Source organism: Vibrio diabolicus (genome assembly GCF_011801455.1).
Lineage (GTDB): Bacteria > Pseudomonadota > Gammaproteobacteria > Enterobacterales > Vibrionaceae > Vibrio > Vibrio diabolicus.
In genome coordinates, this window is the sequence record NZ_CP042452.1 from 663,921 (window position 1) to 689,381 (window position 25,461).

The window sequence follows — 25,461 nt, forward strand, 5'->3', positions numbered from 1 at the left end:
ATGAACGAACTATTTGATGCGAAAGAGTCTTTGTCTCCACAGGCACGAGAAGAATCGCTGTTTCAACGTCTGCCAACGTTGATTGAAAATGCAAAAGCCAACAGCGAACATTATGCGGCGCATTTTGCTGAGTTAGAGCCTACGTTGGCGAATAATCGTGAAGGGCTTGCTCAGTTTCCGATTACGCGCAAATTCAATGTGCCAAACCAGCAGCAACTTAAACCGCCGTTTGGTGGTTTAAATAGTGTTGCGGTTGGTCAGATGGCGCGTGTTTTTCAGTCTCCGGGGCCTTTGTATGAGGCACAAACGGATGAGGCGGATTTCTGGCGTATGGGGCGCGCGTTCCACGCAGCTGGGTTTTGTGCGGGCGATTTAGTGCATAACACGCTCTCTTACCATTTCTCGCCTGGCGGATTTATTATGGATGGAGGCGCAAGAGCTTGTGGCTGTGCGGTATTTCCGGCGGGTGTCGGGAATACCGAAGCACAAATTGAAGCGATTAAACAGCTGCAGCCAACGGGTTATACGGGCACGCCTTCTTACTTGCTGACGTTGTTACAAAAGTACCAAGAACAATACGGTGAGTCGCCGAGTTTTACCAAAGCGCTGGTCTCTGGTGAAGCGGTCACCGCAGACATGCAACAGATGTTTGAGGACAAAGGCATTGCAGTCTCTCAAGCCTACGCAAGTGCAGAGCTTGGTTTGATTGCTTATCAAGTGTCTGGCGAGCAAGGCTTGGTGATTGCCGAAGATATCATCGTGGAAATCGTTAATCCTGATGGCATTCCTGTACAACCGGGAGAAGTAGGCGAAGTGGTCGTGACATCGCTCGATGAGAAGTTTCCGCTGATTCGCTACGCAACGGGAGATTTATCGGCATACCTAGAAACGGGCTCGGATTCGCCACGCACGAATGCGCGAATTAAAGGCTGGATGGGGCGTGCGGACTCAGCGGTGAAAGTGAAAGGCCTGTTTGTTTATCCGCATCAGATCCAAGAAGTCTGTCGTCGCCACGATATTAAAGGCTCCTTGAAAATTGAGCGCGATGGCTTCAACGATACCATTACTTTCTGCTGTCATGATGTTCATGTCTCGGCAGAGGACATTCAAGCGACACTTCAGTCTGTCACCAAACTGAAAGGCAATGTCCAGTTTGTACCGAACCAAGCGGAGCAGCCGTTAATCAATGACCTGCGCAGTTAACCCATCATTGTAAAACGCATTTATAAAAAGCTAACAACGTAAAAATCAAAGGCTAGGAGAGGGGATACCACATTGTGCTGCGTATCCCTTTCTTTTTGTGCCAGTACAATTAGGAGGGCGATAAATGAAGCAGGCACCGACCATCAATCAACAGTTTTGGGATAATTTGTTTACCCAAGGCACCATGCCGTGGGATGCCAAAACCACACCTCAAGAGCTAAAAGCTTACCTAGAAAAAGCGCTTCATAGCGGTCAGTCTGTATTTATCCCTGGCTGTGGTGTTGCTTATGAACTCAGCTCTTTTATTCAATATGGGCATGATGTGATCGCGATGGATTACAGCCAACAAGCAGTAAAAATGGCGCAATCGACGTTAGGCAAGCACAAAGATAAAGTCGTGCTGGGGGATGTATTTAACGCTGACTCTACGCACTCATTTGATGTGATTTACGAGCGTGCCTTTCTCGCTGCACTACCGAGAGACCAGTGGCCAGATTACTTTGCTATGGTGGATAAATTGCTGCCAAGAGACGGTTTGTTAATTGGTTATTTCGTTATAGATGATGATTACCACTCTCGCTTCCCTCCATTTTGTTTGCGAAGTGGGGAGTTGGAGGGTTATCTAGAACCGACGTTTAAGCTTGTGGAATCCTCAGTGGTGGCAAACAGTGTTGAGGTTTTTAAAGGTAGAGAGCGCTGGATGGTGTGGCAGAAAAGTTGCCGTATTTAAACGCTATGGCATCAAATAATGAATACAAAATCAGCGTCACATAATGCATATTTTAAAGACAATTATTCTTGTGGTAACGATAAGTGTTGTGAATTGGCGAAGTTGTGAGAAATGTAGATCATGTCCTTTGAAAACATAAGGATATATAATATGGACAAATCATTTTCTCTCATCGATAAGCCTACCTTCTTAGGCTCACTCTTTCTTTTACTCAGCGTCGTTATACCTTTAATTTTATTTCCCACACAAGGTGCGGATTGGATAGCTTCGGCCAAATTTTTCATGACCGATAAGCTTGGTGTGTTATACCTCGCACTGGGTATCGCAGCAATGTGTTTTATGATTTACACGGTGTTCAGCGATCTTGGCCAAATCAAACTTGGTGAAGCCGACGAGCAACCAGAATTTGGTAACGCCTCATGGGCTGCAATGCTATTTTGTGGAGGTATTGGTGCAAGTATTCTGTATTGGGGGTGTATCGAGTGGGCATACTACTATCAATCACCACCATTTCAGTTGGAAGCAGGCAGTGAAGAAGCCATTCGCTGGGCCGCGACTTATGGTCTGTTTCACTGGGGACCGATCGCTTGGTCAATTTACCTTATTCCTGCTCTGCCTATCGCTTACTTCTTTTATGTACGCAAACAACCTGTTTTGAAAATCTCTAGTGCGTTAATGCCTGTATTAGGAGAAAAGCGCGCAAACGGTGGTATTGGCAAGTTTATCGATGTGCTGTTTATTTTTGGTATGTTGGGTGGCGCGGCGACTACGCTTGGCTTAGCAGCGCCTCTTATCAACGGTGGTCTACATCATATCTTCGGTCTTCCAAACAATACCTTCAGCCAAGTGGCTGTATTACTTCTCTGTACTGCGATTTTTGGTTACTCCGCGTATGCAGGGCTTGAGAAGGGGATCAAATTCCTTAGTAACATTAACTTCTGGGGTGCGATGGGCTTGTTACTCTTTGTACTTGCCGTTGGGCCAACCGTGTTCATGTTAGAAACGGGCTTAGATTCTATTGGTCGTATGTTGTCTAACTTCTTTGTTATGGCAACCTGGGCGGAGCCGTTTGGTGGTTATGGTGAGTTTACAGATACACACTTCCCGCAAGACTGGACTATTTTCTACTGGGCATGGTGGTTGGTCTTTGCTCCTTGCATGGGATTGTTTGTTGCGCGTATCTCGCGTGGAAGAACGATCAAACAGATGGTCGTAGGTTCGATATTTTACGGTTCTTTAGGTTGTTTCTTATTCTTCATTGTTTTAGGTAACTACGGGTTATCGTTGCAATTGACGGGTGAGCTTGATGTCATCGCAATCCTCAACGAATCGGGCGCACCGGCGGCAATTTTTGCAACGTTAGATACACTGCCGTTAGGGCCAATCGTTATTGGTGTTTTTACACTGTTGTGTATCATTTTTACGGCGACGTCGTTTGACTCTATCTCGTACATTCTTGCGTCTGTGGTTCAAAATGATGTGACGGAAGAACCGATGCGCTGGAACCGTTTGTTCTGGGCGTTTACTTTGTCTTTTCTGCCAACCGTCCTAATGTTCATGGGAGGTTTATCGACATTACAAACCGCTGCGATCGTGGGCGGTTTACCATTGCTAGTTATCTCGGTGATGTTGATGGTGTCCTTTGTTCGCGCGGCGAGCCTAGATATTAAACATCAAGCAGAATACGAAGAGCCAACCATTAACATTGAAGAACTGCCGGAAATTGACCCTTGGTCAACAGAGGGAATGGCTTTGGCGAAATTTGAGCGCTTTAAAGACTTAGCTCAACAGGCGGCTGAAGAAGAGCGCGAAGCAATGGCAGCCCTGATGAGCATGCGTAAGAGAATTCGCGCATTTGCCTTAGAACATAGCTGTGAATCTGGGTTTTCGGACCATCATTTACCAGAAGAGATGCAAGCAGAGCTACAACAACTAACCGAAGCGCTTGAGTTGGCTCAACAGAAGAAACAAGAACTGTCTGAACAAGCCCAAGAATCTCGAATGGAATTTAATTATGTGTTATTAGGCGGCGCGTCGGCAGGTTTAGCAACGTCGCAGGCTTAAGAACAGACACACAAGAGCCGAGTACAAACTCGGCTCTTTTTTGGCGTGGATACCTTACAGTTAAAGATTCTGCTCAGTCAGTGTTAATGCTTATACTATTTTAGGTTGACCATCTGATGCGGTGGCACCGCCGTCTACAGGTAGGTTTACGCCATTAATGAAAGATGCGTCATCACTTGCCAAGAAAGTCACGACGGACGCAATTTCTTCAGGTTCGGCGGCTCGGCCGAGCGCAATGCGCTCATTGAATTTATCGCGGATTTCCTGCGGCCAGCCGTTCGTCATGTTGGTTTTTACTAAGCTTGGGCATACGGCGTTAATTCTTACGCCCTCCGCACCATGGTCCAATGCCATCGCTCTAGTAAGGTTGACCACAGCGCCTTTACTCGCGCAATAGAATGCGGCACCCCAGTCACCACCCAAACCAGAAACGGACGCGGTATTCACCATACAACCTTTCGTTTTTAAGAGTTCAGGTAACGCAAACTTCGCGCAATAAACGACGCCGTCAATGTTTACACCAGAGATCTTCTTCCAGTCTTCCACACTACCTTCAATCACTGAACCTGGGACATGTACACCAGCATTGTTTACTAAAATATCCAGTTTACCGAAACGGGTAACAACATCAGAAATCAGTGCTGCGACTTTGCCTGGGTCAGAAACATCAATGGAATGTGCAGACACGCGCTGTTTATCAAAGCCCTCAACGGCGTTTGCCAACTGCTCTTCATTCCAATCGGCAAGAGCGACGTTTGCGCCTTCTTCATACAGACGTTTTGCGATGGCCAAACCAATACCATTTGCAGAACCAGTGACGAGTGCGACTTTATTTTTTAATCCTCTCATGCGATTTCTCCTTCGAAACTTACAAAAACGGGATCTTGATTTTTCTCTGTGCGCGGCAACATCAGTTTGTCGTTGTCGCTGTAATCTACGGGGATAGCGACCACTGCTGGTCCTTCAACGTCCATGGCTTTATTCAATGTCGGTAGCAATTCGTGTTGACTAGTCACTGCGAAGCCTTTCGCGTCAAATGATTCGGCATACGCTTTGAAGTCAATTGGACCAAATTTCACACCAGAGCAGCGCTGATATTTGTTGATCTCTTGCATTTCTACCATGTTGTAGGCGTTATCAACCCACACAATATGGACGATATTGCAGTTCAGTCTAACCGCGGTTTCTAACTCCATGCTCGATTGCATAAAACCGCCGTCTCCCGATATCGATACCACTTTACTACCAGGTTTTAGTAGGCTGGCACCAATGGCCCATGGCAGTGCAACGCCCATCGTTTGTTGGCCGTTAGACACCAGCATTTGGCGAGCTCGAAAACAACTTAAGTAACGAGCGATCCAGATGTGGAAGCTCCCCATATCAAGACATAGCGTGGTATCTGGTGTGATGATAGATTGCATGGCTTTAATCAGTGCCAGTGGATGAAATCCTTGCTTGTTATAGACATTGGGATAGGTTTTGATCACTTGCCGTTGCAGTGCTACCTCTTCCAGTACTGAAAGTGCTGTTGGGGAAAGACGAGCATATTCAGAGATGTAGCTACCCATTTTGTCTAATGACTGCGCAATGTTTCCGACGATTTCAACACAAGGCTGATAATTAAGTTGGTATTCAGCCGGTTCAATATCGAGGTGAATCACTGGGTTGCGGTGGCTGTTCCAAAGCTCAGGGTCATACTCTATTGGGCTAAAGCCGATGGTGAGAATTAAATCGGCGTCCCGCAGTAAAACATCGCCAGGTTGGTTGTTAAATAAACCAACACGACCAGCAAAGTGGTGATAGTAGTTGATGTCTACGGTCCCGGCGGCCTGGTAAGTGCCGACAACGGGTAGCTGCGTATTTTGAAGAAATCGGGCAATAGCAGCAGCGTTTTGACTGCGGCTCGCGTGAAGGCCAAGTAAAACCACACAGCGCTTTGCTTTACTGATTCGACTGACCGCTTCTTCGATTGCTGCGATGTCTGCGCAACCAGGCTGTGTGTAAGGCGAGGGGACAATAATGTCCGTTTGGGTTTGCTCGGATAAAACATCTTGGGGGAGACTCAAAAAGCAAGCCCCAGGACGACCTGACTCTGCGATACGAAATGCGTTCGCCATGATCTCGCTTGCGGCGTCCACATGCTGCACTTCAGCACTGAACTTGGTTATAGAGCGAAAAATACTGACGGTATCCATGCTTTGGTGTGTTTGTTTTTGCTGGTCAGTTCGTTTCACCGCACCACCGATAGCAATCAGCGGATCGCCTTCGGAGTTTGCTGTTGCCACCCCTGTAACTAGGTTTCCACAGCCTGGACCTGACGTAACCATTGTGACGCCTGCTTTGCCGGTTAGTCTTCCCATAACGCCCGCCATAAACGCGCCGTTAGCCTCGTGACGTACAGGAATCATTTGGATGTTAGTGTCTTCAATCGCATCGAACAGTCGATCGATTTTTGCACCGGGAATACCGAAAATGTACTTAATGCCGAGAGACTCTAGCTGTTGAGCGATCAACTGAGCTCCATTTTTATTTGAAGGTTTGGATTGCATTTGTTGTCCTTATTATTTGCCTGACTTTGTTACTTTTCCGCCTTTTCTATAGCGGTATTTATATCTTCCGGAGCCAAATTGGCGTTGAGAAAGTCTGTCGATACTGGTGTATCAATCACTAGCCGCGAGACTTTGCCAATCTGGAGAAATCCTGACGAAATGCTGTAATCCTGAATATGACCACCTCCTTGGCGGTCATCGGTAATAAAATGTTCGTGATAGCCGGGTACATTGATGCCAGTCGTATATTTAGGACTGCGAAAGCCGGCGACCACGCCTTGCTTATGCGTGAAGCGGAATGTCGGTTGTTCTTTGACCACTTCAAGCATTGGCCGATAAGGGCGTGTTTGTTTAGGTACGGTGCGAGTACGAACTGAATCGAAAACGCCATCAATGCGCACTGCGCAAAATAGGTTATCGCTTGGAACCATGTCGTCTATGAGGCTATGGACTTCATGACGTGACATGCGCGATGTCAGTGGCAGCTCGATATCAGGCTTAAAAAAAGTCATGACAGCAAAGGGCGTTTTTTGCGCCAGGTCTGCCGGGTTTGCGGAGCCATCCGACTTGAGTTGGAAAACTTCCTTATCAAAAGCAATCAACTCACCATCCAATTCATTGAACGTACCTAAACCAAAATCCCCATGTTTCAGTAGTTCTTCTATGGTTGTTGAGCCTTCGTAAACACCAGCGATCAAAGCACTCATTAACGAAGTCTGATAAATCTCACCATCTCCGGTAACGTGATGGTATTCAGAAAATTCTTTCGCTACTTCAAGCGAACAAGCACATAGAGGGTTATAAAATCCACGCATGAGTAAGACCAGTTATGCAATGAAGAGTATATTTAGATTGACTTCTACACGGTGCTAAATCCAATATAAAAAAGATTTATTTTGATATGGAAAATATATGGAATTTCGCTACCTGAAGTATTTTGTCGCGGTCGCCGAGACTCGTCACTTTACCCGAGCAGCTGAACAGCTAGGGATTGCGCAACCTCCTTTGAGTCAACAAATCAAAAAGCTAGAGCACGAGCTTGGCGTGGACCTATTTAAGCGCTTGTCTAGAGGAGTCGAGCTGACCCATGCAGGGCAAGTCTTTTATACGGATGCGGTAAATATTCTTGCTGATGTGGAACGCGCTAAAGCAAAAGCCCGACAGATTGCCCGTGGTGAAAATACGCAGGTTAAAATCGGGTTCGCGACGTCAACATCAACTTGCATTAAGGTATTGGAGAGAATTGGGCGTATTCAAGAGAATGGGGTTCATTTACAGACGGCGGAACTGTCAATGCCAGAGCTTGCCACTCAGTTAAAAAGCAAACAACTTGATCTCGCAATCATGCGGCTACCCTGTTACGCCAGTGAGCCTTTTGAGCACAAGGTGTTGTTTAACGACCCGTTTGTCGCGGTGATTCCGGCGGGCCACGAACTGGCAAAATATCCCTGTATCCAGATGAAACAGTTGAGAGGCCATAAAATTTTACTGTTTCCACGAGAGACTGGACCCGCATTGTTTGATGGCATGAGCACACTTTTTGCCGACGCAGGAGTAAGGCTCGAACCACAGTTCGCAGCACCGCAACTTCGTACGACGATTGCCATGGCGCAGGCCGGGTTAGGTATTGCTCTCGTTCCGAGCTCACTGGCTGAACATCTCGATGATTCCGCGACAGTCGCCGAGATTGATGATATCCCTCTCACTAGTCGCGTTGTTGTTGCTTGGGAGGCATCTAATCTCAATAAACAAGCGCTAAAAGTAGCCATGCACATCGGTCATGTTGAGGCTTAAAGATGAGTCATCGAACTGGCTCTGATAGCCACAGGCAAATGTGATACTCTCCCTCGTTATATGCAAAGCTATGCTTTGGTTGAATAGACAAATCTTACTCAACGAATAGAACTTACTGAGGATGTACCAATGATATACGCTGCGGTCTTTGATATGGACGGGTTGCTGATTGATTCAGAACCTTTGTGGAAGGAAGCGGAAAAGCAGGTGTTTTCATCAGTTGGCGTCCAGGTGACCGAAGTACTGTCAAAGCAGACTGCAACGATGACGACAGATGAAGTAACAAGGTTTTGGTATGAACGTAATCCTTGGCAAGAAAAGAGCCTAGAAGAAGTAGAGAATGCTGTTGTGGATAAAGTGGAGGCATTAATAATTGAAAAAGGATGCGAATTAGAGGGTGTTACAGAAACACTCAAATGGCTTAAGGAAAAAGGGTTTAAGATAGGGCTGTCTACTAATTCACCTTATCAACTCATTCCCACCATTTTGAACAAACTCGGTATTGCCAGTTACTTTGACGCGATATCATCGTCAGACGATGTAGAACAGGGCAAGCCAGAGCCAGATGTCTACCTTTCAACAATCAATAAACTAGGTGTAGACTCAAGTAACTGTATTGCCTTTGAAGACTCTTATTCGGGTATGCTTGCTGCAACACGAGCAAACATAAAAACAGTCGTGATACCTCAACCTGATAAGTTCTATCAAGAGTTTAATGAAGCCAGTCTAAAGCTGCAAAAGCTATCAGAGTTTAATGAAAGCCATTTGGCGAGTTTAATGGACTTGAGTTTGAGAGCAACAATTGCACCAACACCGCATGAAAGTTTTTAGAAGAAGGACTTGATTGTGAACAGTCGATCGCTGAAAAAATACCTACTGCCAATGTTCTTATTGGTTTTACCTATAGAATCATTCGCAAAAGATACGACTATGTTGGACGAGCTCAATAATCGATTTGTTACATTTGAAAGGCGATTTGATGATTGCATCAACTCTTCTTCTCAAAATGATGTGAGTGAAAACATTGTCGATAAGATTCAAGCGCTTAATATTGATTTTGAAATTTCGGTTGGCTATTTATACAAACAATCACTTTATTTATGCTCTGATAATGAATTCAGTGAGTTAGCAAGGATTATCATGATAATTGAAACCTCCGATAATGATGGATTGCAATTATCAAAGGCAAAAGCTAGTCAAATTAGAAAGCTACTTTTTAGCAAAGTGGATTTACGTTTAGAGTCGAAGTTTCAAAGTTTACCGCAAGATAAAAAGGAAGCATTACTGAACCTTGCGAAAAAGCTTGAACCTTTTGATCTCGTAAGCATGCATGAACGACTGCAGGCAATGTAGACTTATGAAAGAGTGTTTTGAGTAGATTCTTAACGCTTGGCTTTATCATTAAGATTGAGTATTAGGTTCAACGCCTCTAGCTCTTACACAAGATCTAGAGGCATCCATTTTTTTATTGACTTAAAAGTCCCGAGCTAAGACTTTAACCCTGCAGCGGTCATCATGACGCGAAATAACATAGACACTAACCCTAATGCAGCGACGCTAACGATCCAAATTCCAACCATCCAAGCCCATTGGCGGCACCAATTTTTGACTTTCATACTCACTCCTTATCAACTCGTTAATGGTACGCTTCGTCTTCTTTCACTTTTCCAGAGAAGACGTAGTAACTCCAAAAGGTGTAAGCCAGAATGATCGGGATGATGATCACTGCTCCAACGAGCATAAAGCGTTGACTGCTTGCAGGAGCGGCTGCTTCCCATATTGATATGCTAGGAGGAATGATATTTGGCCAGATACTGATGCCAAGCCCAGCGAACCCGAGAATCACGATCACCAATGCCATCACGAAAGGGCTGCGCTCTTTACGCTTTTTAACGGAGTCGGCAATCTTCAAACATACCAGCCCAGTAATGACAGGTACGGGCAGTAAGTAGAACAAATTAGGCAGAGAAAACCATCTTTCCGCAATGGCAGGGTAAGCAAGTGGAGTCCAAGCGCTCACAATGACTAATGCGGAGATCATCGCCAGTAGTGTTTTGTTAGTGAAGCGGTACATCGTGTTTTGCAGTTCACCTTCCGTCTTCATGATGAGCCATGTGCTACCAAGCAGCGCGTAGGTTGCGACTAAACCGAAGCCACAAAAGATGGGAAAAGGGCTGAGCCAGTCGAGTTGGCTACCTACGAAGACGCGGTTTTCCACTGCAAAGCCCTGAATTACCGCGCCAACAACGATGCCTTGGAAAAACGTGGTTAAAATCGAGCCGACCATAAAAGAGCGGTCCCAGAACTTTAAGTGGTTTTCCAATGCTTTAAAGCGAAACTCAAATGCTACGCCACGAAAGATCAAAGCAATCAACATCAACGTTAAAGGGATGGTTAGTGCTTCAATAATTACTGCGTAAGCCATGGGAAAAGCGCCAAATAGAGATGCACCTCCAAGCACAATCCAAGTTTCGTTACCATCCCAAACAGGCGCGACACTGTTGACCATGACGTCTTTTTGTTTTTCATCCTTGATGAAGGGCATCAGTATTCCAATACCCAAATCGAATCCGTCCATGATGATGTACATCAAAGTGGCAAAAACGATGATCGCGAACCAAATCACGGATAAATCAAAATGCATATTCTTTACCTTCACTTTGTGACAAATTCTAGATGCGGCCTGAAACGGTCGTCATGTCGTGCTCATCGTGCTCGATTGTATCGGGGCCCTTCTTGATTTGGTGGATCATGTAGTAATAACCAAAACCAAATACCAAGCTGTATACAACAAGGAAACACAGCAGGCTGATGCTCATTTGTAGGTCTCCGTGTGCAGAAACCGCATCACGCGTTTTTTGTACGCCATACACGACCCAAGGTTGCCGACCAACCTCTGTCGTAAACCAGCCAGCGAGTATTGCGATAAGACCAGATGGCCCCATAAATAATGAAAACTTGAGGAACCAACGCGAGGTATAAAGCGTGTTCTTTTTTCGTAACCATATGCTGTAGAAGCTTTGAAAAATCATCAGAAGTCCTAACCCGACCATGATTCGAAATGACCAAAAGACGATAGGTGAGTTCGGTCGTTCCTCTTTCGGGAAGTCTTTCAGCGCCGGGATTGGCTCAGTTAAACTGTGGCGTAGGATCAAACTTCCTAGAACAGGAATTTCTAAGGCATAGTCTGTGCGTTCTTGTTCCATGTTTGGCATGCCGAACAATATCAATGGGGTTGGTTTGCCATCGCTGTTATCCCAATGTCCTTCGATGGCAGCGATTTTGGCGGGCTGGTGTTCGAGAGTGTTTAACCCGTGTACATCGCCAATCACGGCTTGGAGTGGCGCAAGGAACACTAAGATCCCGAGCGACATCGAAAACATCGTTTTTACCGCAGTCGATTGATTGCCTCTCAATAAATGCCAAGCGGCTGACGCGCCTACAAAGAGTGCTGAACTGACGAAAGCCGCGACGCTCATGTGCGCCAAACGATAAGGAAATGAAGGATTGAAAACGATAGCAAACCAGTCGGTTGGTACCACGCGTCCGTCGACAATTTCATAGCCTTGTGGCGTTTGCATCCAACTGTTGGAGGCGAGAATCCAGAAGGTCGAAATGATCGTGCCTAACGCCACCATCGAGGTTGCAAAAAAGTGCAGCTTTTCTCCGACGCGACGCCAACCAAACAGCATCACGCCAAGAAATCCGGCTTCGAGAAAGAAAGCCGTTAATACTTCATAAGTCAGTAATGGGCCAGTGATAGAACCAGCGAAGTCGGAGAAACCACTCCAGTTGGTGCCGAATTGATAGGCCATGACAAGACCAGATACAACACCCATTCCAAAGTTAACCGCAAAAATTTTCGACCAGAAGTGATAGAGCTTTTGGTAATCGGGATTACGTGTTTTTAGCCATAAGCCTTCCAGCACGGCGAGATAGGTGGCCAAACCTATGGTGATAGCGGGGAAAATAATATGAAAGGATACCGTAAAGGCGAACTGTATCCGTGCAAGCATAAATGCGTCGAGGCCAAACATTAAACTTCCTTTGATCTTTTAAGTTTTATGAGAGAGCTATTTTAAAAGGAGCGGAGTAGGGGAAGTAGGTACAGACAGTGACTATAAACCTATAACAGATTAAATATTGAAGTGCTATTATTTTGAGTTCAGCTTTATGGAGGGGGATTTGCGTTTGGCGAAGTATCAAGAGTTAGTGGAACAGCTTAAAAGGCAGATAAAATCGGGGATATGGCACCCGGGTGACAAACTGCCTTCTCTGCGTCGCCAATCTGAACACTCGGGTTTGAGCTTGATGACGGTATTGCACGCTTATCAAATTCTGGAATCTCAAGGCTGGGTCACCTCACAGCCGCGCTCTGGTTATCGAGTCGCTCCCAATATTAAGAGTTCAAATGAACCCCAAGCGCCAGCCGCGGTTTCGTGGACAGAGCAGGTAGACATCAATGAGTTTATCTTTGATGTGCTGCAGGCGAGTAAAAATCCATCCATGATCAATTTTGGCTTTGCCTATCCAGATCCAAGTTTGTACCCACGCTATCACGTGAATCGGGCGATGAGCGCAGCCGCTCGCAATATGCCGATTTCCACCACCTTTGATAACTTACCTCCAGGAAACGAACAATTACGCACCATCATCGCGAAGCGTTATGCTGCGAAAGGCATTGAAATTTCACCCGATGAAATTGTCATTACGGCAGGCGCGCTGGAGGCGTTAACGCTCAGTTTGCAAGCTTGTACAAGACCGGGAGATTGGGTGGTTGTGGAGTCGCCTGCATTCTATGGCGCATTGCAATCCTTAGAGCGGTTAGGTTTGAAAGCGCTCTCAGTAAGAACAGACCCGGTCACGGGCATTGACCTAGATTCATTGGAACGAGCGCTGCAAACACACGATGTGAAAGCATGTTGGCTTATGTCGAACTTCCAGAATCCTCTGGGTTTTACGCTCTCCAACGAGAAAAAACAAAAGCTGATTGAGCTGACACAGCGATATAACGTGCCAGTGATTGAAGATGATGTGTACAGCGAACTGCATGCCGAGAATGACTCGGTTTACCCACTAAGAATGTTTGATGACACGGGCAATACCATGTTGTGCTCCTCGTTTTCAAAATCATTAATCGCAGGGCTACGTATTGGTTGGGTTGCGGCGGGAAAGCGGGCGCTAGAGGTACAAAAGTTACAGCTAATGAGTACATTAGCGACGAGTGCACCAGTGCAAATGACATTGGTGCACTATTTAACAAGCCGCAATTATGAATCGCATTTGAAGCAGTTACGGAAAAAGCTGTTTGAACGTAAAAGTAAGATGACGAATCTGCTTAATGAGCTGTTACCTGAAGAAGTCAAAGTGTTAAGCCAAAGCGGCGGGTACTTTATTTGGTTAGAGCTTCCCAAGCATATCGACGCCTTGCAGATATATCGAGAAGCGCTAAAAGATAATATCAGCATCGCACCGGGAAAGATGTTCAGCCTGACAGAACAATACGATCACTGTATTCGTCTTAACGCTTCTTTTGAGCTTAATGACAAATACGTCCATGCTCTCAATCTGCTTGCCAACATTATTCGCGATCATTTGGCAAAATAGCGACTTTCTTCAGTTTTTTGGTTTAATGGAGCGCGCCGGATTTCCAGCAACTCGATCGCCCGGCGCAACGTCTTTGGTTATCACAGAGCCAGCGCCGACGACGGCCTCATCGCCAATGGTCACGCCTGGCAGTATGATAGCGCCCCCACCAATCCAAACGTTATTGCCGATTTTTACCGGTTTGGCGATCTCATCTCCGGCTAAGCGTCTTTGCGTATCGAGTGAATGAGCGGCTGTGTAAATTTGCACTCTAGGCCCAATCATGACGTTCGCGCCAACCTCAACCTGTCCATTGTCCAGAATAATGGCATCCCAGTTGATGTAGGTGTTTTCTCCGATGGACAAGTGACAACCGTAGGTAAGTTGAAGCGGTGGCTCTATACAGGCGCTGTTTTTTAATTGGACGCCCATTTCCGCCAATAGTTGTCTACGGATATCTGGGTTTGGTTCGTGGTTAAATTGGAAGACAAGCTGCGCGGTTTTGGCGCGCATGAGCTTTAGTTCTTCATCCAGGCAATTATAGGTTTCTCCAGAGCGCATCCGAGTCAGTTCTGACATAACAATCATTCCATTAATGGTTTGCAGTTGAGGCCACAATGATAAGTGAGTGTTTCAGTCAATAGGGGATTTTTATTATGAAATCAGATGTTTATCACTGATTTATATTCAATAGGTTTGAGTAAGCACTCGTTAAGAGTCATTCAAATAGAGAAGTGAATTGGGTAAGTTCCTTTTAGCAGGGGAGGAAAGTATAGATTGGATGTTGCTTTCCTCTCCACAGCTTGATTTGGAGCATTTATTGGCTGTCCCACATCACTTCGCACTCTTCTTTAATAGCAGATTTTAAAAGCTCAATAAGTGGAAATGCTCTGCGTCCTAAACTGACCGTTTGTTCCTCTTGCTCTTCATCTTCTTCCGTTGCTTGACTGTTGTTCTTCTCTATCGCTTCTTGTGCTGCGAGAGCGGAGGTCAATCTAGATAGAGCATCAGGGATGTCTTGAGCGGAAATTGACCCTGGTACTGAGCCACTATGCCCCATCATTTTGATCATCTTTATCGCAATATCGCCAAACATAGTGACGTTCGAGTGGCTATGGCAACGAAATGTAATAAGCATTTACCTGCTCCTGTTGTAGGTGTTCATTTGAGTATAAATGGTATCTGAGACACGAGGCAATTTAATCCGATAATTCGCAATCTTTCAGATAGCTATCTATCTTTAACGAAAGACAAACATAAGGAGATGATTTTGTTGAACTCCCAATTAAAGACGTTGATTTGGCGGCTTCACAAGCGAATATTTACGTTGCTTATGGTGTTATGCATATGGTCACCTTCTGTCGTTGCTCAACCTTCCATTGTTTTTGGTGTCGTACCGCAACAGTCGGCGACCAAACTAGTGCAACAATGGCAGCCATTACTGCAACGCTGGGGAGATCTTGCTGGCGTTGAGATTAAGTTTGCCACGGCACGTGATATTCCCACATTCGAAGCTCGCTTGATGGCTGGAGCCTACGACATTGCATACATGAACCCATATCACTTTACGTTGGTGAATCAAAACCCAGGTTATACGGCGTTAGCAAGAGCGAAAAATAAGCGCATTACAGGCATTATTGTAGCAAGGCGAGGGAAGCCGGTTTCCCTTGATGAGCTGCAAGACAAGACCATCGCTTTTCCTGCCCCACGAGCATTTGCTGCTTCTATCATCACACAATCAGAGTTGGCGCAGAAAGGCATCAAGTTTACGCCTAAATACGTCGGTTCGCACGACTCAGTCTATTTGGGGGTACTTAAAGGTTTGTACATTGCTGGTGGTGGCGTGAAGCGTACATTTGAGAGCTTACCGAGTGAAATAAAAGACCAACTTAGCATCATTTATACAACTGCTGGTTATACGCCTCATGCTATTGCGGTTTCAAATAATGTCGATGAAGAGATTACTCTTGCCTTACGAAAGGCAATTTCGCAACTTAATGATGATCCAAAAGCACAGGAGAGTTTTACTTTACTCAATATTGACGGGTTACAGCTTGCACAAGACCAAGATTGGCAAGATGTTGTTCAATTGGGAATCTCAAGATAAATGGTTGTCCTATGACGCTGCGTTCGAAAACGATACTTGGCATTGCTCTTATTGAGGCCCTTGCGCTCGGTGTACTCATCATTAGTGGGCTTAATTGGTTGGAAAGTTCCAACGAGACTAGCCTCGAGGTTGGGAGCCAACACTTGGTGAGTGTATTTGCTCAGGCGTCGAGAGATGCGGTGATTGCGACGGACTTAGCCTATCTAGACAGTTTTGCTCGTTCTGTCGTAAGTGAACACGGGCTGGCTTATATTCGTATTGTTAATCAAGATGGCGTCGAGCTGACGCTACAAGGGGATTACAGCGGTGTTGATACTGGTGTGAGACCGTTTGATGTGACCGATGGAGTTTACGATGTTGCGCAAGAGATTACTCTTGGAGAGCAGACTTTCGGTAAGGTTGAAATGGGTGTGAATGTTGAACATGTACATCAAGTACTTTCATTTGCGACTCATGCAAGTTTGGTTATCGCCTTTATTGAAATGTCGCTGGTGGCCATGTTTTCGTATGCTCTCGGTAGCTATTTGATGAAGCGGCTCGATCTTCTTCGTACTGGGGTAATCAAGGTTTCACAGCAAGGTCCGGGTTCGCAAATTTCGATTTCAGGCAATGACGAAGTTACACGTGTTGGCGAAGCGTTTAACCAAATGTCACGCTCTTTAGCACAAGCGCAAACTAAACTTCAGCAAGAGCATCAAACCCAGCAACAGTTATCGGCCAAAATATCGCAGCTTGCTGAGGTTGCTGAACATGCGCGTGATACCATCATCATTACTCACCCTGACGGCACTATTGCATGGGTAAACCCTGCGTTTGAACAGCTAACCGAATATACGTTGGAAGAAGTTATTGGCAAATCGCCGGGCGAGTTACTCCAAGGGCCAGACACAGACCCAAATACGGTGGCATTGCTCTCAAAAAGTGTCCGTAAGCACTCTCCTATTAGGGTTGAAATACTCAACTATACCAAGTCGAAGCACCCGTATTGGGTCGAGTTGGAGCTCTCTCCTGTGTTTGATGAAGATGGCGGGCTGTTACGTTTTATTGCGGTAGAGCGTGACATCACCGACAGGCGCAGGATGGAGAGGCGTCTGTCGTCTGCTTTAGATAAATCGAAAAAGGCGATGCAAGCCAAATCGGAATTTTTGGCGAACATGAGCCATGAGATTCGTACCCCAATGAACGCGATCATGGGGATCAGCGAGATATTACTTGAGAACGAAAACCGTCGAGAGCCAAGGGAGTTATTACTCTTGCTGCACAAATCTGCCAACAACCTTGTGACCATCATTAATGACATCCTCGACTACAGCAAAGTAGAAGCGGGCAAGTTGACGTTAGTTGAAGAGGAGTTTGACTTGCGTTCACTCGTCGAGAGCTGCACCGCTTTGTGTGCCTATCAGGCGGATAAAAAGAACCTCAAGTTGTTGGTTGATATGTCATTGTCTATGAATACGGTCGTGGTCGGCGACAAAGGTCGGATTAATCAAATCTTGCTTAACTTGATCGGTAATGCGGTGAAATTCACGGATGAAGGCCATGTGCTACTCAAAGTCAGAGAAAGTGAGCACGGTTTTGATTTTTCCGTGAGTGATACGGGCATTGGTATTCCCGAAGATCGATTGGCTCATATTATGGATAAGTTTGAGCAGGTCGATACCTCCGCGACAAGACGCCATGAAGGTACAGGCTTGGGGTTGGCAATCTCAAAACGTTTGATCAGCATGTACAACGGCGAGCTTTGTGTGCATTCGGATTTTGGCAAAGGGTCGTGTTTTAGCTTTAGTTTGCAGTTGCCTAAGCAAAGTCAGCTTCTTGCCGAACCGATAGAGCTGAGTGCAAATCGACTATTGTTGATTGATGATTATCAACCGCGCGTGCAACACTTGATACATTTAGCTCAAGAGATTGGCATTGAAGTTACTCATGCCAACGATTGGTCAACTGCGCAGTCTTTGGGTAAAAAATTGGATGGTTTTGATCGTATCCTCGCGAGTGTAAACAATGCTCAAGATAGAGATGAGCTCTATGAGCTTGATGCGACAGAATCCGCTGCCAAACGGGTACTGTTCCTTGCACCTTGCGTGATGGAGGAAGGGCAGGCATGGTCGTGCGAGCGGGATCGTTTATTGCCGCAACCGGTCACGCAGCATAAACTGCAAGCTCTGTTTTCTACTAAGACACAAAAGCGTCGAGAACTTTCCTCAGATGAGAATCCTGACTTTTCTAGCCTGCACCTATTAGTCGCAGAAGACAGCCATATCAATCGAATATTGATTGAAAAAATGTTGCAAGACACAGGTGTTAAACTGACGTTGGCGGAAGATGGTGTTGAAGCCGTTGAACTTTATAAACAGCTTTCTCCGGACTTGGTGATTACCGATATTTCTATGCCAAACAAAGATGGTTTTGGCGTGACAAAAGACATTCGTGAGTTACAGGAAAGTGGTGCGTTTCCTTGGTGCCCAATCGTCGCGTTTTCCGCACATGCGATGCAAGAGCAGCAACAAAAAAGTATCGCATTAGGTATGGATGATTACCTGACAAAACCAGTTCAGAAAAGTGATTTGCTTAATATGATCGCGAAGTGGGGATGCCATACCCTTGCAGAGGAAAAGCACGCTTCTGTTTAGTGTTTCGGTTAGATTAAATCGGCTCAAAGAAAACGAGCATGTTATTAAACATGCTCGTTTGTAGTTGTTTATCGTAGGTTGAGCAATTTACAAGCTGTTTGGATCACCCAATGCTAACGCCACTTTCGACATCGGCCTTTTACCTAAGGCTCGAGAAATTTGCCAACCCGCTTCATTGATGATGTTGAGATTAATCCCTGTTTCAATCCCAAGTTGCTCACACAGATAAAGCACATCTTCGGTTGCCACATTGCCACTGGCCCCTTTTGCGTAAGGGCAGCCGCCCAGTCCTGCAACGGCACTATCAATGGTATTGATCCCCATCAGCAAGGCTTGGTAGATATTGGCTAACGCTTGCCCGTATGTGTCGTGGAAGTGCACGGCTAACGCGTCTTTTGGCAGTTGCGTTAACAGCGAATCCAGCATGGCGATAACGCGATTAGGCGTTGCTTTACCGACCGTGTCACCGAGCGAAATTTCATAACATCCCATATCAAACAGCGCGTTCGCTACCGCGGTGGTTTGCTCTGGTTTTATTTCTCCCTCGTAGGGACAAACCATAGTGCAAGACAAGTACCCGCGCACAGGTATGTTGTGCTGGTTCGCTAGTTCGATAACGGGCTCAAAACGAGAGAGGCTTTCGGCAATGCTGCAGTTAATGTTCTTCTGGCTGAACGCTTCTGAAGCGGAGCCAAACACCGCAATTTGCTTTACACCACTTTCCAGCGCACGCTCTAATCCTGCGAGATTTGGTGTGAGCGCGCTGTAAACCACGTCAGGCTTTTGCGTGATACCAGCAAACACCTGATCGGAATCGGCCATTTGTGGTACCCACTTTGGAGAGACAAAAGAGCCTGCTTCAATGTGCTTTAAGCCACTGTTGCTCAGCAGATTAATCAAACGGATTTTATCAACCAGCGTCACTGACGTTTCATTTTGCAGGCCGTCGCGAGCACCAACTTCGACGATATTAACCTTCGCTGGTAGCATACTCACGCTCCTTATCGACAGAGACATTTTCGGGTATCGAAGCTAAATGCAGCAGTATCGAACCATGCTGTACTTGGTCTCCATGCTGATAAAAAATCTCATCAACAGTTGCAGCTACCGGAGCTGTGATGGTGTACTCCATCTTCATCGCTTCGAGCACTAACAGCGGATCGCCAGTCGCTACTTCGTCTCCCTTATTCACCATGACCGCCGAGATCACACCGTTCAGTGGCGCGGTTGGGCTAAGTTCATCGTCTTGACCTTTTGCGGATTCAAAACTTGGTTGGTGAGCAAAGGTACGTTGCTGACCAAGATAAAACAGCGTCGTCTTTTGCTCGTCGTTGAGCGCATTAAAGGTGTAACGCACACTATCGATATCGACGATAAACTGGCTCTCACTTTCAAGCAGGATGACTTGATGCAACTCCTCGCCGCATCGGATAGTGAAGTGAGATCCTGTATCTTGCGATGATTGTTGCAAACGTACCTGATGGTTGGCATTGGCATCCGTGAAGTTAAATCGATAAACGTTGGCAACCGACAGTCTAAAACCCTGTTTGGTTGGCGCGGGTAACGTTGAGCTGCCTGATTTAGCAGTGAGAGCATTCCAGCGAGCAACCGCTGCCAACGTTAGCCAGATAGAATCCGACACATTTTGTTGCGCGCTGATGCCTTGCTGGTGTTTAACCAAGAAGTCGGTATCAAGTTCGATATTGGCAAAGGCTGGCTGTGAAATAATGCTGTGCAGGTAACCAATGTTTGTCGTGACTCCACGCACGTGATATTGAGTTAACGCCTGTTTAAGCTGCTTTAGGGCGATATCACGAGTTTGCCCCCAGACGATCAGTTTGCTGATCATCGGATCGTAGTATTCGCTGATGGTATCGCCTTGGGTAACACCACTATCAACGCGCACGCACGCTAAGCGGACATTGCTGTCTGAAGTGGGCTCATGCAAGTAATCAATGCGGCCAGTTGACGGCATAAAGTCGTTGTCTGCGTCTTCGGCGTAAATTCGCAGCTCGATTGAATGGCCGTTATGAGTGATTTCGGATTGCGAGATCGGTAAACACTCACCAGCTGCGATTTTGAATTGCCATTCAACCAAATCAACGCCAGTGATCAACTCGGTGACAGGGTGTTCAACTTGCAGACGGGTATTCATCTCCATAAAGTAGAACTCACCGCGGCTATCGAGCAAGAATTCAACCGTGCCAGCGCCAACATAGTCGATCGCTTGAGCGGCCTGAACCGCGGCTTTACCCATTTGTTTACGCAGTTCATCACTAAGACCGGGAGCAGGCGCTTCTTCGACTACTTTTTGGTGACGACGCTGAATGGAACAGTCGCGGTCAGACAGGTAAACACAGTTGCCATGTTGGTCAGCAAATACCTGAACTTCAACGTGGCGAGGCTGCAATATGCATTTTTCGATTAGAAGCTGCTTATCGCCAAAGCTTGAAAGCGCTTCACGCTGCGCACCGTCGATGGCCAAGGGCATTTCGGCGGCGCTGTTGACCACTCGCATGCCTTTACCGCCGCCCCCTTGGGTTGCTTTGAGCATCACTGGATAACCGATTTTCTCTGCTTCAGCCAATAAGTGCTCAACGCTGTTGTCTGTGCCGTGATAGCCGGGAACCAAGGGCACGTTCGCCTCTGACATGATTGCCTTGGCTTGAGATTTAGAACCCATTGCCTCAATTGCGCTGGTGGAAGGGCCAATAAAGACGAGGCCATTTTCGCTGCACGCTTTGGCTAGTTTCGGATTCTCGGAAAGAAAACCATACCCAGGGTGGATAGCATCGGCTTGCCATTTTTTCGCAGCGCCGATAATCGCATCGATATCAAGATACGACTCACTCGCCGGAGCAGGGCCGATAAATTCAGCGAAATCTGCTTGTTTAACATGTAAGCTGCTGCGATCCGCTTCGGAATAGACGGCAACCGTCTCTATAGCCATGCTTTTTGCGGTTTTAATGATTCGGCAGGCAATTTCACCGCGGTTTGCGATCAGTATTCTTTTAAACATGATTCCTCCAATTGGCGGCGCGCTTTTCAAAAAATGCACTCAGTCCTTCTTGTCCTTCGGTGGACACGCGAGCAGCAGCAATCGCTTGGCTGGTGTATTCAATTAATGAGTGATCGATAGGTTGGTTGTCACAACGTAAGCAGAGCGCTTTTGCCGCCTGCATGGCTTGTGGACCGTTGTTAAGCAGGTGATCAATGGTGCGATTGACGGCTTCACGTGGTTGAGCGTCTATCTGATGAAGAATATTCATCGATAGCGCGGTTTCGGCATCAATCAGTTCCGCGGTTAAAAAGTAGCGTCGGCTTTGTCGTTGTCCAATTGCTCGGATTACGTAGGGACCGATGGTCGCGGGCAATAAGCCGAGTTTCACTTCACTCAAACAGAAGCGGCTCTCAGGTGTGCCAATGGCAATATCGCAGCAGCAGATCAGCCCAAGCGCGCCACCAAATGCTGCGCCGTGCACCATGGCAATCGTTGGTTTACTGAAGGTATCCAGCGTATGCAAAAGTTTTGCTAGTTGCTGTGCATCTTGAAGGTTTTCACTCTCGGTTTTGGTGGCCATTGACTGCATCCAGCCAAGATCCGCACCCGCAGAAAAGTGTTTTCCCTGTGCAGTTAACACCAGTGCACGGAGAGAATCTTCCTTTTCGAGTTGTTCTAGTGTCTCAATCAGTGAGGCAATCAATTCGTCATTAAACGCGTTGTTTTTTTCTGGCCGATTCAGGCTCAACCAGGCAACGCCATTGCTGTCTTTTTCAAGCAGTAGTCCGGTCATGTGACTTCCTTTGTCTGACATTTCAGTCTGATATTCCAATACTCGCTAACCAGTACTCGGATAAACATCGGTGGATAGCGAGGAGTTAAGGCTTGCCTTGCATCTGACTACATACGGAAGATGCCAAATTTGCTGTCTGGTATCGGCGCATTAAGCGCAGCAGACAGAGCAATGCCGACAACATCACGGGTTTTCGCAGGGTCAATAATGCCGTCGTCCCACAAACGAGCACTGGCGTAATACGCATGGCTTTGAGTTTGGTACTGTTCAGCTATCGGACGCTTAAATGTTTCTTCTTCTTCAGTGCTCCAGTTTTCACCTTTGCGCGTCTTTATATCGCGGGTCACTTGAGCCATTACGCCTGCTGCTTGCTCACCACCCATTACGGAAATACGTGCGTTTGGCCACATCCACATCATGGTTGGATCATAAGCGCGACCACACATGCCGTAGTTGCCTGCGCCATACGAACCACCAATAACCACGGTAAACTTTGGTACGTCTGCACACGCCACCGCGGTCACCATTTTCGCGCCATGTTTGGCGATGCCTTCGGCTTCGTACTTCTGACCGACCATAAAGCCAGTGATGTTTTGCAAGAAAAGCAGAGGAATTTTGCGTTGTGCGCACAGCTCAATAAAATGCGCGCCTTTCTGCGCCGACTCAGAGAATAGAATCCCGTTGTTGGCGACGATACCAATCGGCATACCGTGAATATGGGCAAAGCCACAGACTAAAGTTTCACCAAATAGCGCTTTAAATTCATCGAACTGCGAATCATCAACAATTCGGGCAATGACTTCTTTTACATCAAACGGCTTTTTAAGATCGGTTCCGACGATGCCGTACAGCTCTCGCGCAGGAAAGCGTGGTTCCTGTGGCGTTTTTTGCTTGAGTTGGACGGGTTTCAAGTGGTTGATTTGAGAAACGGCCTGTCTTGCCAACTCTAACGCGTGGTGATCATTTTCTGCGTAATAGTCCGCCACGCCAGAGGTGCGGCAGTGAACGTCTGCGCCACCAAGATCTTCCGCGCTGACTTCTTCGCCTGTTGCTGCTTTTACCAGAGGAGGGCCCGCTAAGAAGATCGTGCCTTGCTCTTTGACTATGATGGAAACATCACACATGGCAGGAACGTACGCCCCGCCAGCGGTACATAGCCCCATGACCACTGCAATTTGCGGGATGCCCTTGGCCGACATACGGGCTTGGTTGTAGAAAATACGGCCAAAATGGTCTTTGTCTGGAAATACTTCATCTTGGCGGGGTAGGTTAGCACCGCCAGAGTCGACTAAGTAAACACACGGCAACTGACACTTCTCTGCGATTTCCTGTGCGCGTAAGTGCTTTTTCACGGTAAGTGGGTAGTAACTGCCGCCTTTTACCGTCACGTCGTTGGCGACGATCATGCACTCGGTGCCGTCAATCACACCAACACCCGCTACTACGCCCGCGCATGGAACGTAATCTGGATACACATCCCAGCCAGCAAACTGACCGATTTCTAAAAAAGATGAGCCGGGGTCGAGTAGGGCAAGAATGCGCTCACGTACCGGAAGTTTGCCTTTCTTCTGCTGATGCTCGCGTGCTTTTTCACCGCCACCATCTTCGATTTGCGCGGTCACGGTATAGAGTTGATCCACAAGAGACGCCATAGAGCGGTAGTTTTCCTGATACTGCTCTGAATGGGTATTAATATTGGTCGTCAAACAAGCCATAAATAGCCGATCTCCATTCGGTAGACGGGTGGTACCACCCGTCTTTATTTAGGTTGAATAAGATTTGGGTTGATTAAGAAAATGTTTTTTAGTCAGAACGCCTGGGCTGATTATTAGGCGCTTTCGTTAAACAATTCGCGACCAATAAGCATGCGGCGAATTTCTGAAGTGCCGGCTCCGATTTCATACAGCTTGGCATCACGAAGTAAACGACCGGTATCAAACTCATTGATATAGCCGTTACCACCGAGTAGCTGAATGGCATCTAATGCCATTTTGGTTGCCAGTTCTGCGCTGTAGAGGATCGCACCAGCAGAATCTTTACGTGTGGTTTCACCGCGATCACAAGCAGCAGCAACGGCGTAAACATACGCTTTAGCTGCGTTCATTTGCGTGTACATATCAGCGATTTTTGCTTGAACTAGCTGGAATTCACCGATGGATTTACCGAACTGTTTACGGTCGTGAATGTAAGGCACAACGATATCCATACACGCCTGCATGATGCCAAGTGGACCACCGGCAAGTACCACACGTTCGTAGTCGAGGCCGCTCATCAATACTTTCACGCCTTGGTTTTCTTCGCCGAGAATATTGTCCGCAGGGACTTCGCAGTTTTGGAAGACCAGCTCACACGTATTCGAGCCGCGCATGCCCAACTTGTCGAGTTTTTGTGCTTGAGTAAATCCAGGGAATCCGCGTTCTACGATAAAGGCCGTGATGCCTTTGGAGTGCTGGCTTGGGTCGGTTTTGGCGTAGACAACATAGGTGTGCGCATCTGGGCCGTTGGTGATCCACATTTTGTTGCCGTTTAGCAGGAATATATCGCCTTTACGTTCCGCTTTAAGCTGCATAGAGACCACATCTGAGCCTGCACCGGGTTCACTCATGGCAAGGGCACCGATATGTTCACCGGAGATGAGTTTTGGTAGGTATTTTTCTTTTTGTGCTTGTGTGCCGTTGCGGTGGATTTGGTTGACACAAAGATTGGAGTGAGCGCCGTAACTTAACGCAACCGAAGCGGATGCTCGACTGATTTCTTCCATAGCGATAACGTGGGCGAGATAACCCATGTTCGCACCACCAAACTCTTCGCTGGTGGTCACACCTAAAAGACCCATGTCACCCAGTTTGGACCAAAGATGGTTTGGAAAGTCGTTAGATTGGTCGATAGATTGCGCTAGCGGCGCAATTTCTCTTGCAGCAAAACTATTGATTTGTTCGCGAAGCAAATCGGTATTTTCGTCATAAACAAAGTTCAGGGAAGAGTAGGTAGATTTCATTGC

The 25,461-nt window shown here is 46.7% G+C and carries 22 protein-coding genes; 9 read left to right on the top strand and 13 right to left on the bottom strand.

Annotated elements, in window-relative coordinates; translation table 11 throughout:
- The 3 genes from FR741_RS18315 (at position 1) to FR741_RS18325 (ending at position 3,997) form a co-directional block, all read left to right on the top strand.
- Entirely contained in the window at positions 1-1,203 is a 1,203-nt protein-coding gene (locus FR741_RS18315) for a phenylacetate--CoA ligase family protein (RefSeq protein ID WP_167427864.1), read from the top strand.
- Between the two features lie 124 nt (positions 1,204-1,327).
- A complete protein-coding gene (locus FR741_RS18320) occupies positions 1,328-1,933 on the top strand; it encodes a methyltransferase domain-containing protein (RefSeq protein ID WP_167427384.1) in 606 nt (201 codons plus the stop codon).
- 150 nt (positions 1,934-2,083) lie between these two features.
- Entirely contained in the window at positions 2,084-3,997 is a 1,914-nt protein-coding gene (locus FR741_RS18325) for a BCCT family transporter (protein WP_167427385.1), read from the top strand.
- A gap of 90 nt (positions 3,998-4,087) precedes the next feature.
- On the opposite strand, the gene FR741_RS18330 is transcribed toward FR741_RS18325, so the two are convergent.
- Genes FR741_RS18330 through budA form a run of 3 tightly spaced genes read right to left on the bottom strand, consistent with a single transcriptional unit; the run spans position 4,088 to position 7,361 of the window.
- Positions 4,088-4,846: an SDR family NAD(P)-dependent oxidoreductase gene (locus tag FR741_RS18330; protein WP_167427386.1), complete on the bottom strand. Its 759-nt coding sequence runs from the start codon at positions 4,844-4,846 to the stop codon at positions 4,088-4,090.
- Positions 4,843-6,546, bottom strand: coding sequence for an acetolactate synthase AlsS (gene alsS / locus FR741_RS18335; RefSeq protein WP_167427387.1), 1,704 nt, complete (start codon positions 6,544-6,546; stop codon positions 4,843-4,845). Before alsS ends, FR741_RS18330 begins: the two co-directional genes overlap by 4 nt.
- Positions 6,547-6,575: 29 nt before the next feature.
- Complete coding sequence (budA, locus tag FR741_RS18340) at positions 6,576-7,361, bottom strand: acetolactate decarboxylase (protein WP_005373273.1); 786 nt, start codon at positions 7,359-7,361, stop codon at positions 6,576-6,578.
- A gap of 97 nt (positions 7,362-7,458) precedes the next feature.
- Between budA and FR741_RS18345 the strand changes: the two genes are divergently transcribed.
- The 3 genes from FR741_RS18345 to FR741_RS18355 all read left to right on the top strand — a co-directional run bounded on the left by FR741_RS18345 (position 7,459) and on the right by FR741_RS18355 (position 9,693).
- A complete protein-coding gene (locus FR741_RS18345) occupies positions 7,459-8,340 on the top strand; it encodes a LysR family transcriptional regulator (RefSeq protein ID WP_167427388.1) in 882 nt (293 codons plus the stop codon).
- A 129-nt stretch (positions 8,341-8,469) separates the two neighbouring features.
- Positions 8,470-9,171, top strand: a complete 702-nt coding sequence (gene hxpB / locus FR741_RS18350; protein ID WP_167427389.1) for a hexitol phosphatase HxpB — start codon at positions 8,470-8,472, stop codon at positions 9,169-9,171.
- A gap of 15 nt (positions 9,172-9,186) precedes the next feature.
- Complete coding sequence (locus FR741_RS18355) at positions 9,187-9,693, top strand: hypothetical protein (RefSeq protein WP_226420519.1); 507 nt, start codon at positions 9,187-9,189, stop codon at positions 9,691-9,693.
- 134 nt (positions 9,694-9,827) lie between these two features.
- Here the strand turns inward: FR741_RS18355 and FR741_RS18360 are convergent, their stop codons facing one another.
- From FR741_RS18360 to FR741_RS18370, 3 genes are read right to left on the bottom strand one after another with little or no spacing between them, the layout of a single operon-like run.
- Positions 9,828-9,956 (bottom strand): DUF2474 domain-containing protein, encoded by a 129-nt coding sequence (locus FR741_RS18360; protein ID WP_080936814.1) that lies wholly within the window; start codon positions 9,954-9,956, stop codon positions 9,828-9,830.
- Between the two features lie 20 nt (positions 9,957-9,976).
- Positions 9,977-10,984 carry a cytochrome d ubiquinol oxidase subunit II gene (cydB, locus tag FR741_RS18365; RefSeq protein WP_167427390.1) on the bottom strand — a complete coding sequence of 336 codons (1,008 nt, stop codon included), beginning with the start codon at positions 10,982-10,984 and terminating at the stop codon, positions 9,977-9,979.
- A gap of 28 nt (positions 10,985-11,012) precedes the next feature.
- Complete coding sequence (locus FR741_RS18370; RefSeq protein ID WP_167427391.1) at positions 11,013-12,377, bottom strand: cytochrome ubiquinol oxidase subunit I; 1,365 nt, start codon at positions 12,375-12,377, stop codon at positions 11,013-11,015.
- Between the two features lie 154 nt (positions 12,378-12,531).
- Here FR741_RS18370 and FR741_RS18375 point away from each other — a divergent pair, with 154 nt between their 5' ends.
- The gene (locus FR741_RS18375; RefSeq protein WP_011106430.1) at positions 12,532-13,947 is read left to right on the top strand and encodes an aminotransferase-like domain-containing protein; all 1,416 of its coding nucleotides are present in this window, start codon (positions 12,532-12,534) and stop codon (positions 13,945-13,947) included.
- 9 nt (positions 13,948-13,956) lie between these two features.
- Here FR741_RS18375 and FR741_RS18380 read toward each other — a convergent pair whose 3' ends face one another.
- Complete coding sequence (locus tag FR741_RS18380) at positions 13,957-14,505, bottom strand: sugar O-acetyltransferase (protein ID WP_167427392.1); 549 nt, start codon at positions 14,503-14,505, stop codon at positions 13,957-13,959.
- 238 nt (positions 14,506-14,743) lie between these two features.
- Positions 14,744-15,064 carry a DUF1840 domain-containing protein gene (locus FR741_RS18385; protein ID WP_167427393.1) on the bottom strand — a complete coding sequence of 107 codons (321 nt, stop codon included), beginning with the start codon at positions 15,062-15,064 and terminating at the stop codon, positions 14,744-14,746.
- 132 nt (positions 15,065-15,196) lie between these two features.
- Here FR741_RS18385 and FR741_RS18390 point away from each other — a divergent pair, with 132 nt between their 5' ends.
- Both FR741_RS18390 and FR741_RS18395 read left to right on the top strand, forming a co-directional pair.
- Entirely contained in the window at positions 15,197-16,033 is an 837-nt protein-coding gene (locus FR741_RS18390; RefSeq protein WP_167427394.1) for a phosphate/phosphite/phosphonate ABC transporter substrate-binding protein, read from the top strand.
- 11 nt (positions 16,034-16,044) lie between these two features.
- Positions 16,045-18,666, top strand: coding sequence for an ATP-binding protein (locus tag FR741_RS18395; RefSeq protein WP_167427395.1), 2,622 nt, complete (start codon positions 16,045-16,047; stop codon positions 18,664-18,666).
- A gap of 87 nt (positions 18,667-18,753) precedes the next feature.
- Here the strand turns inward: FR741_RS18395 and FR741_RS18400 are convergent, their stop codons facing one another.
- The 5 genes from FR741_RS18400 to FR741_RS18420 all read right to left on the bottom strand — a co-directional run bounded on the left by FR741_RS18400 (position 18,754) and on the right by FR741_RS18420 (position 25,458).
- Positions 18,754-19,656 carry a hydroxymethylglutaryl-CoA lyase gene (locus FR741_RS18400; RefSeq protein ID WP_167427396.1) on the bottom strand — a complete coding sequence of 301 codons (903 nt, stop codon included), beginning with the start codon at positions 19,654-19,656 and terminating at the stop codon, positions 18,754-18,756.
- A complete protein-coding gene (locus FR741_RS18405; RefSeq protein WP_167427397.1) occupies positions 19,637-21,685 on the bottom strand; it encodes an acetyl/propionyl/methylcrotonyl-CoA carboxylase subunit alpha in 2,049 nt (682 codons plus the stop codon). The genes FR741_RS18400 and FR741_RS18405 overlap by 20 nt, the downstream gene beginning before the upstream one ends.
- On the bottom strand, positions 21,678-22,460 hold the full coding sequence (locus FR741_RS18410; protein WP_167427398.1) for an enoyl-CoA hydratase-related protein: 783 nt from the start codon (positions 22,458-22,460) through the stop codon (positions 21,678-21,680). Before FR741_RS18410 ends, FR741_RS18405 begins: the two co-directional genes overlap by 8 nt.
- Before the next feature lie 107 nt (positions 22,461-22,567).
- Positions 22,568-24,175: a carboxyl transferase domain-containing protein gene (locus FR741_RS18415; protein ID WP_167427399.1), complete on the bottom strand. Its 1,608-nt coding sequence runs from the start codon at positions 24,173-24,175 to the stop codon at positions 22,568-22,570.
- Between the two features lie 113 nt (positions 24,176-24,288).
- Entirely contained in the window at positions 24,289-25,458 is a 1,170-nt protein-coding gene (locus FR741_RS18420; RefSeq protein WP_069495921.1) for an isovaleryl-CoA dehydrogenase, read from the bottom strand.
- Between the last annotated feature and the right edge of the window lie 3 nt (positions 25,459-25,461).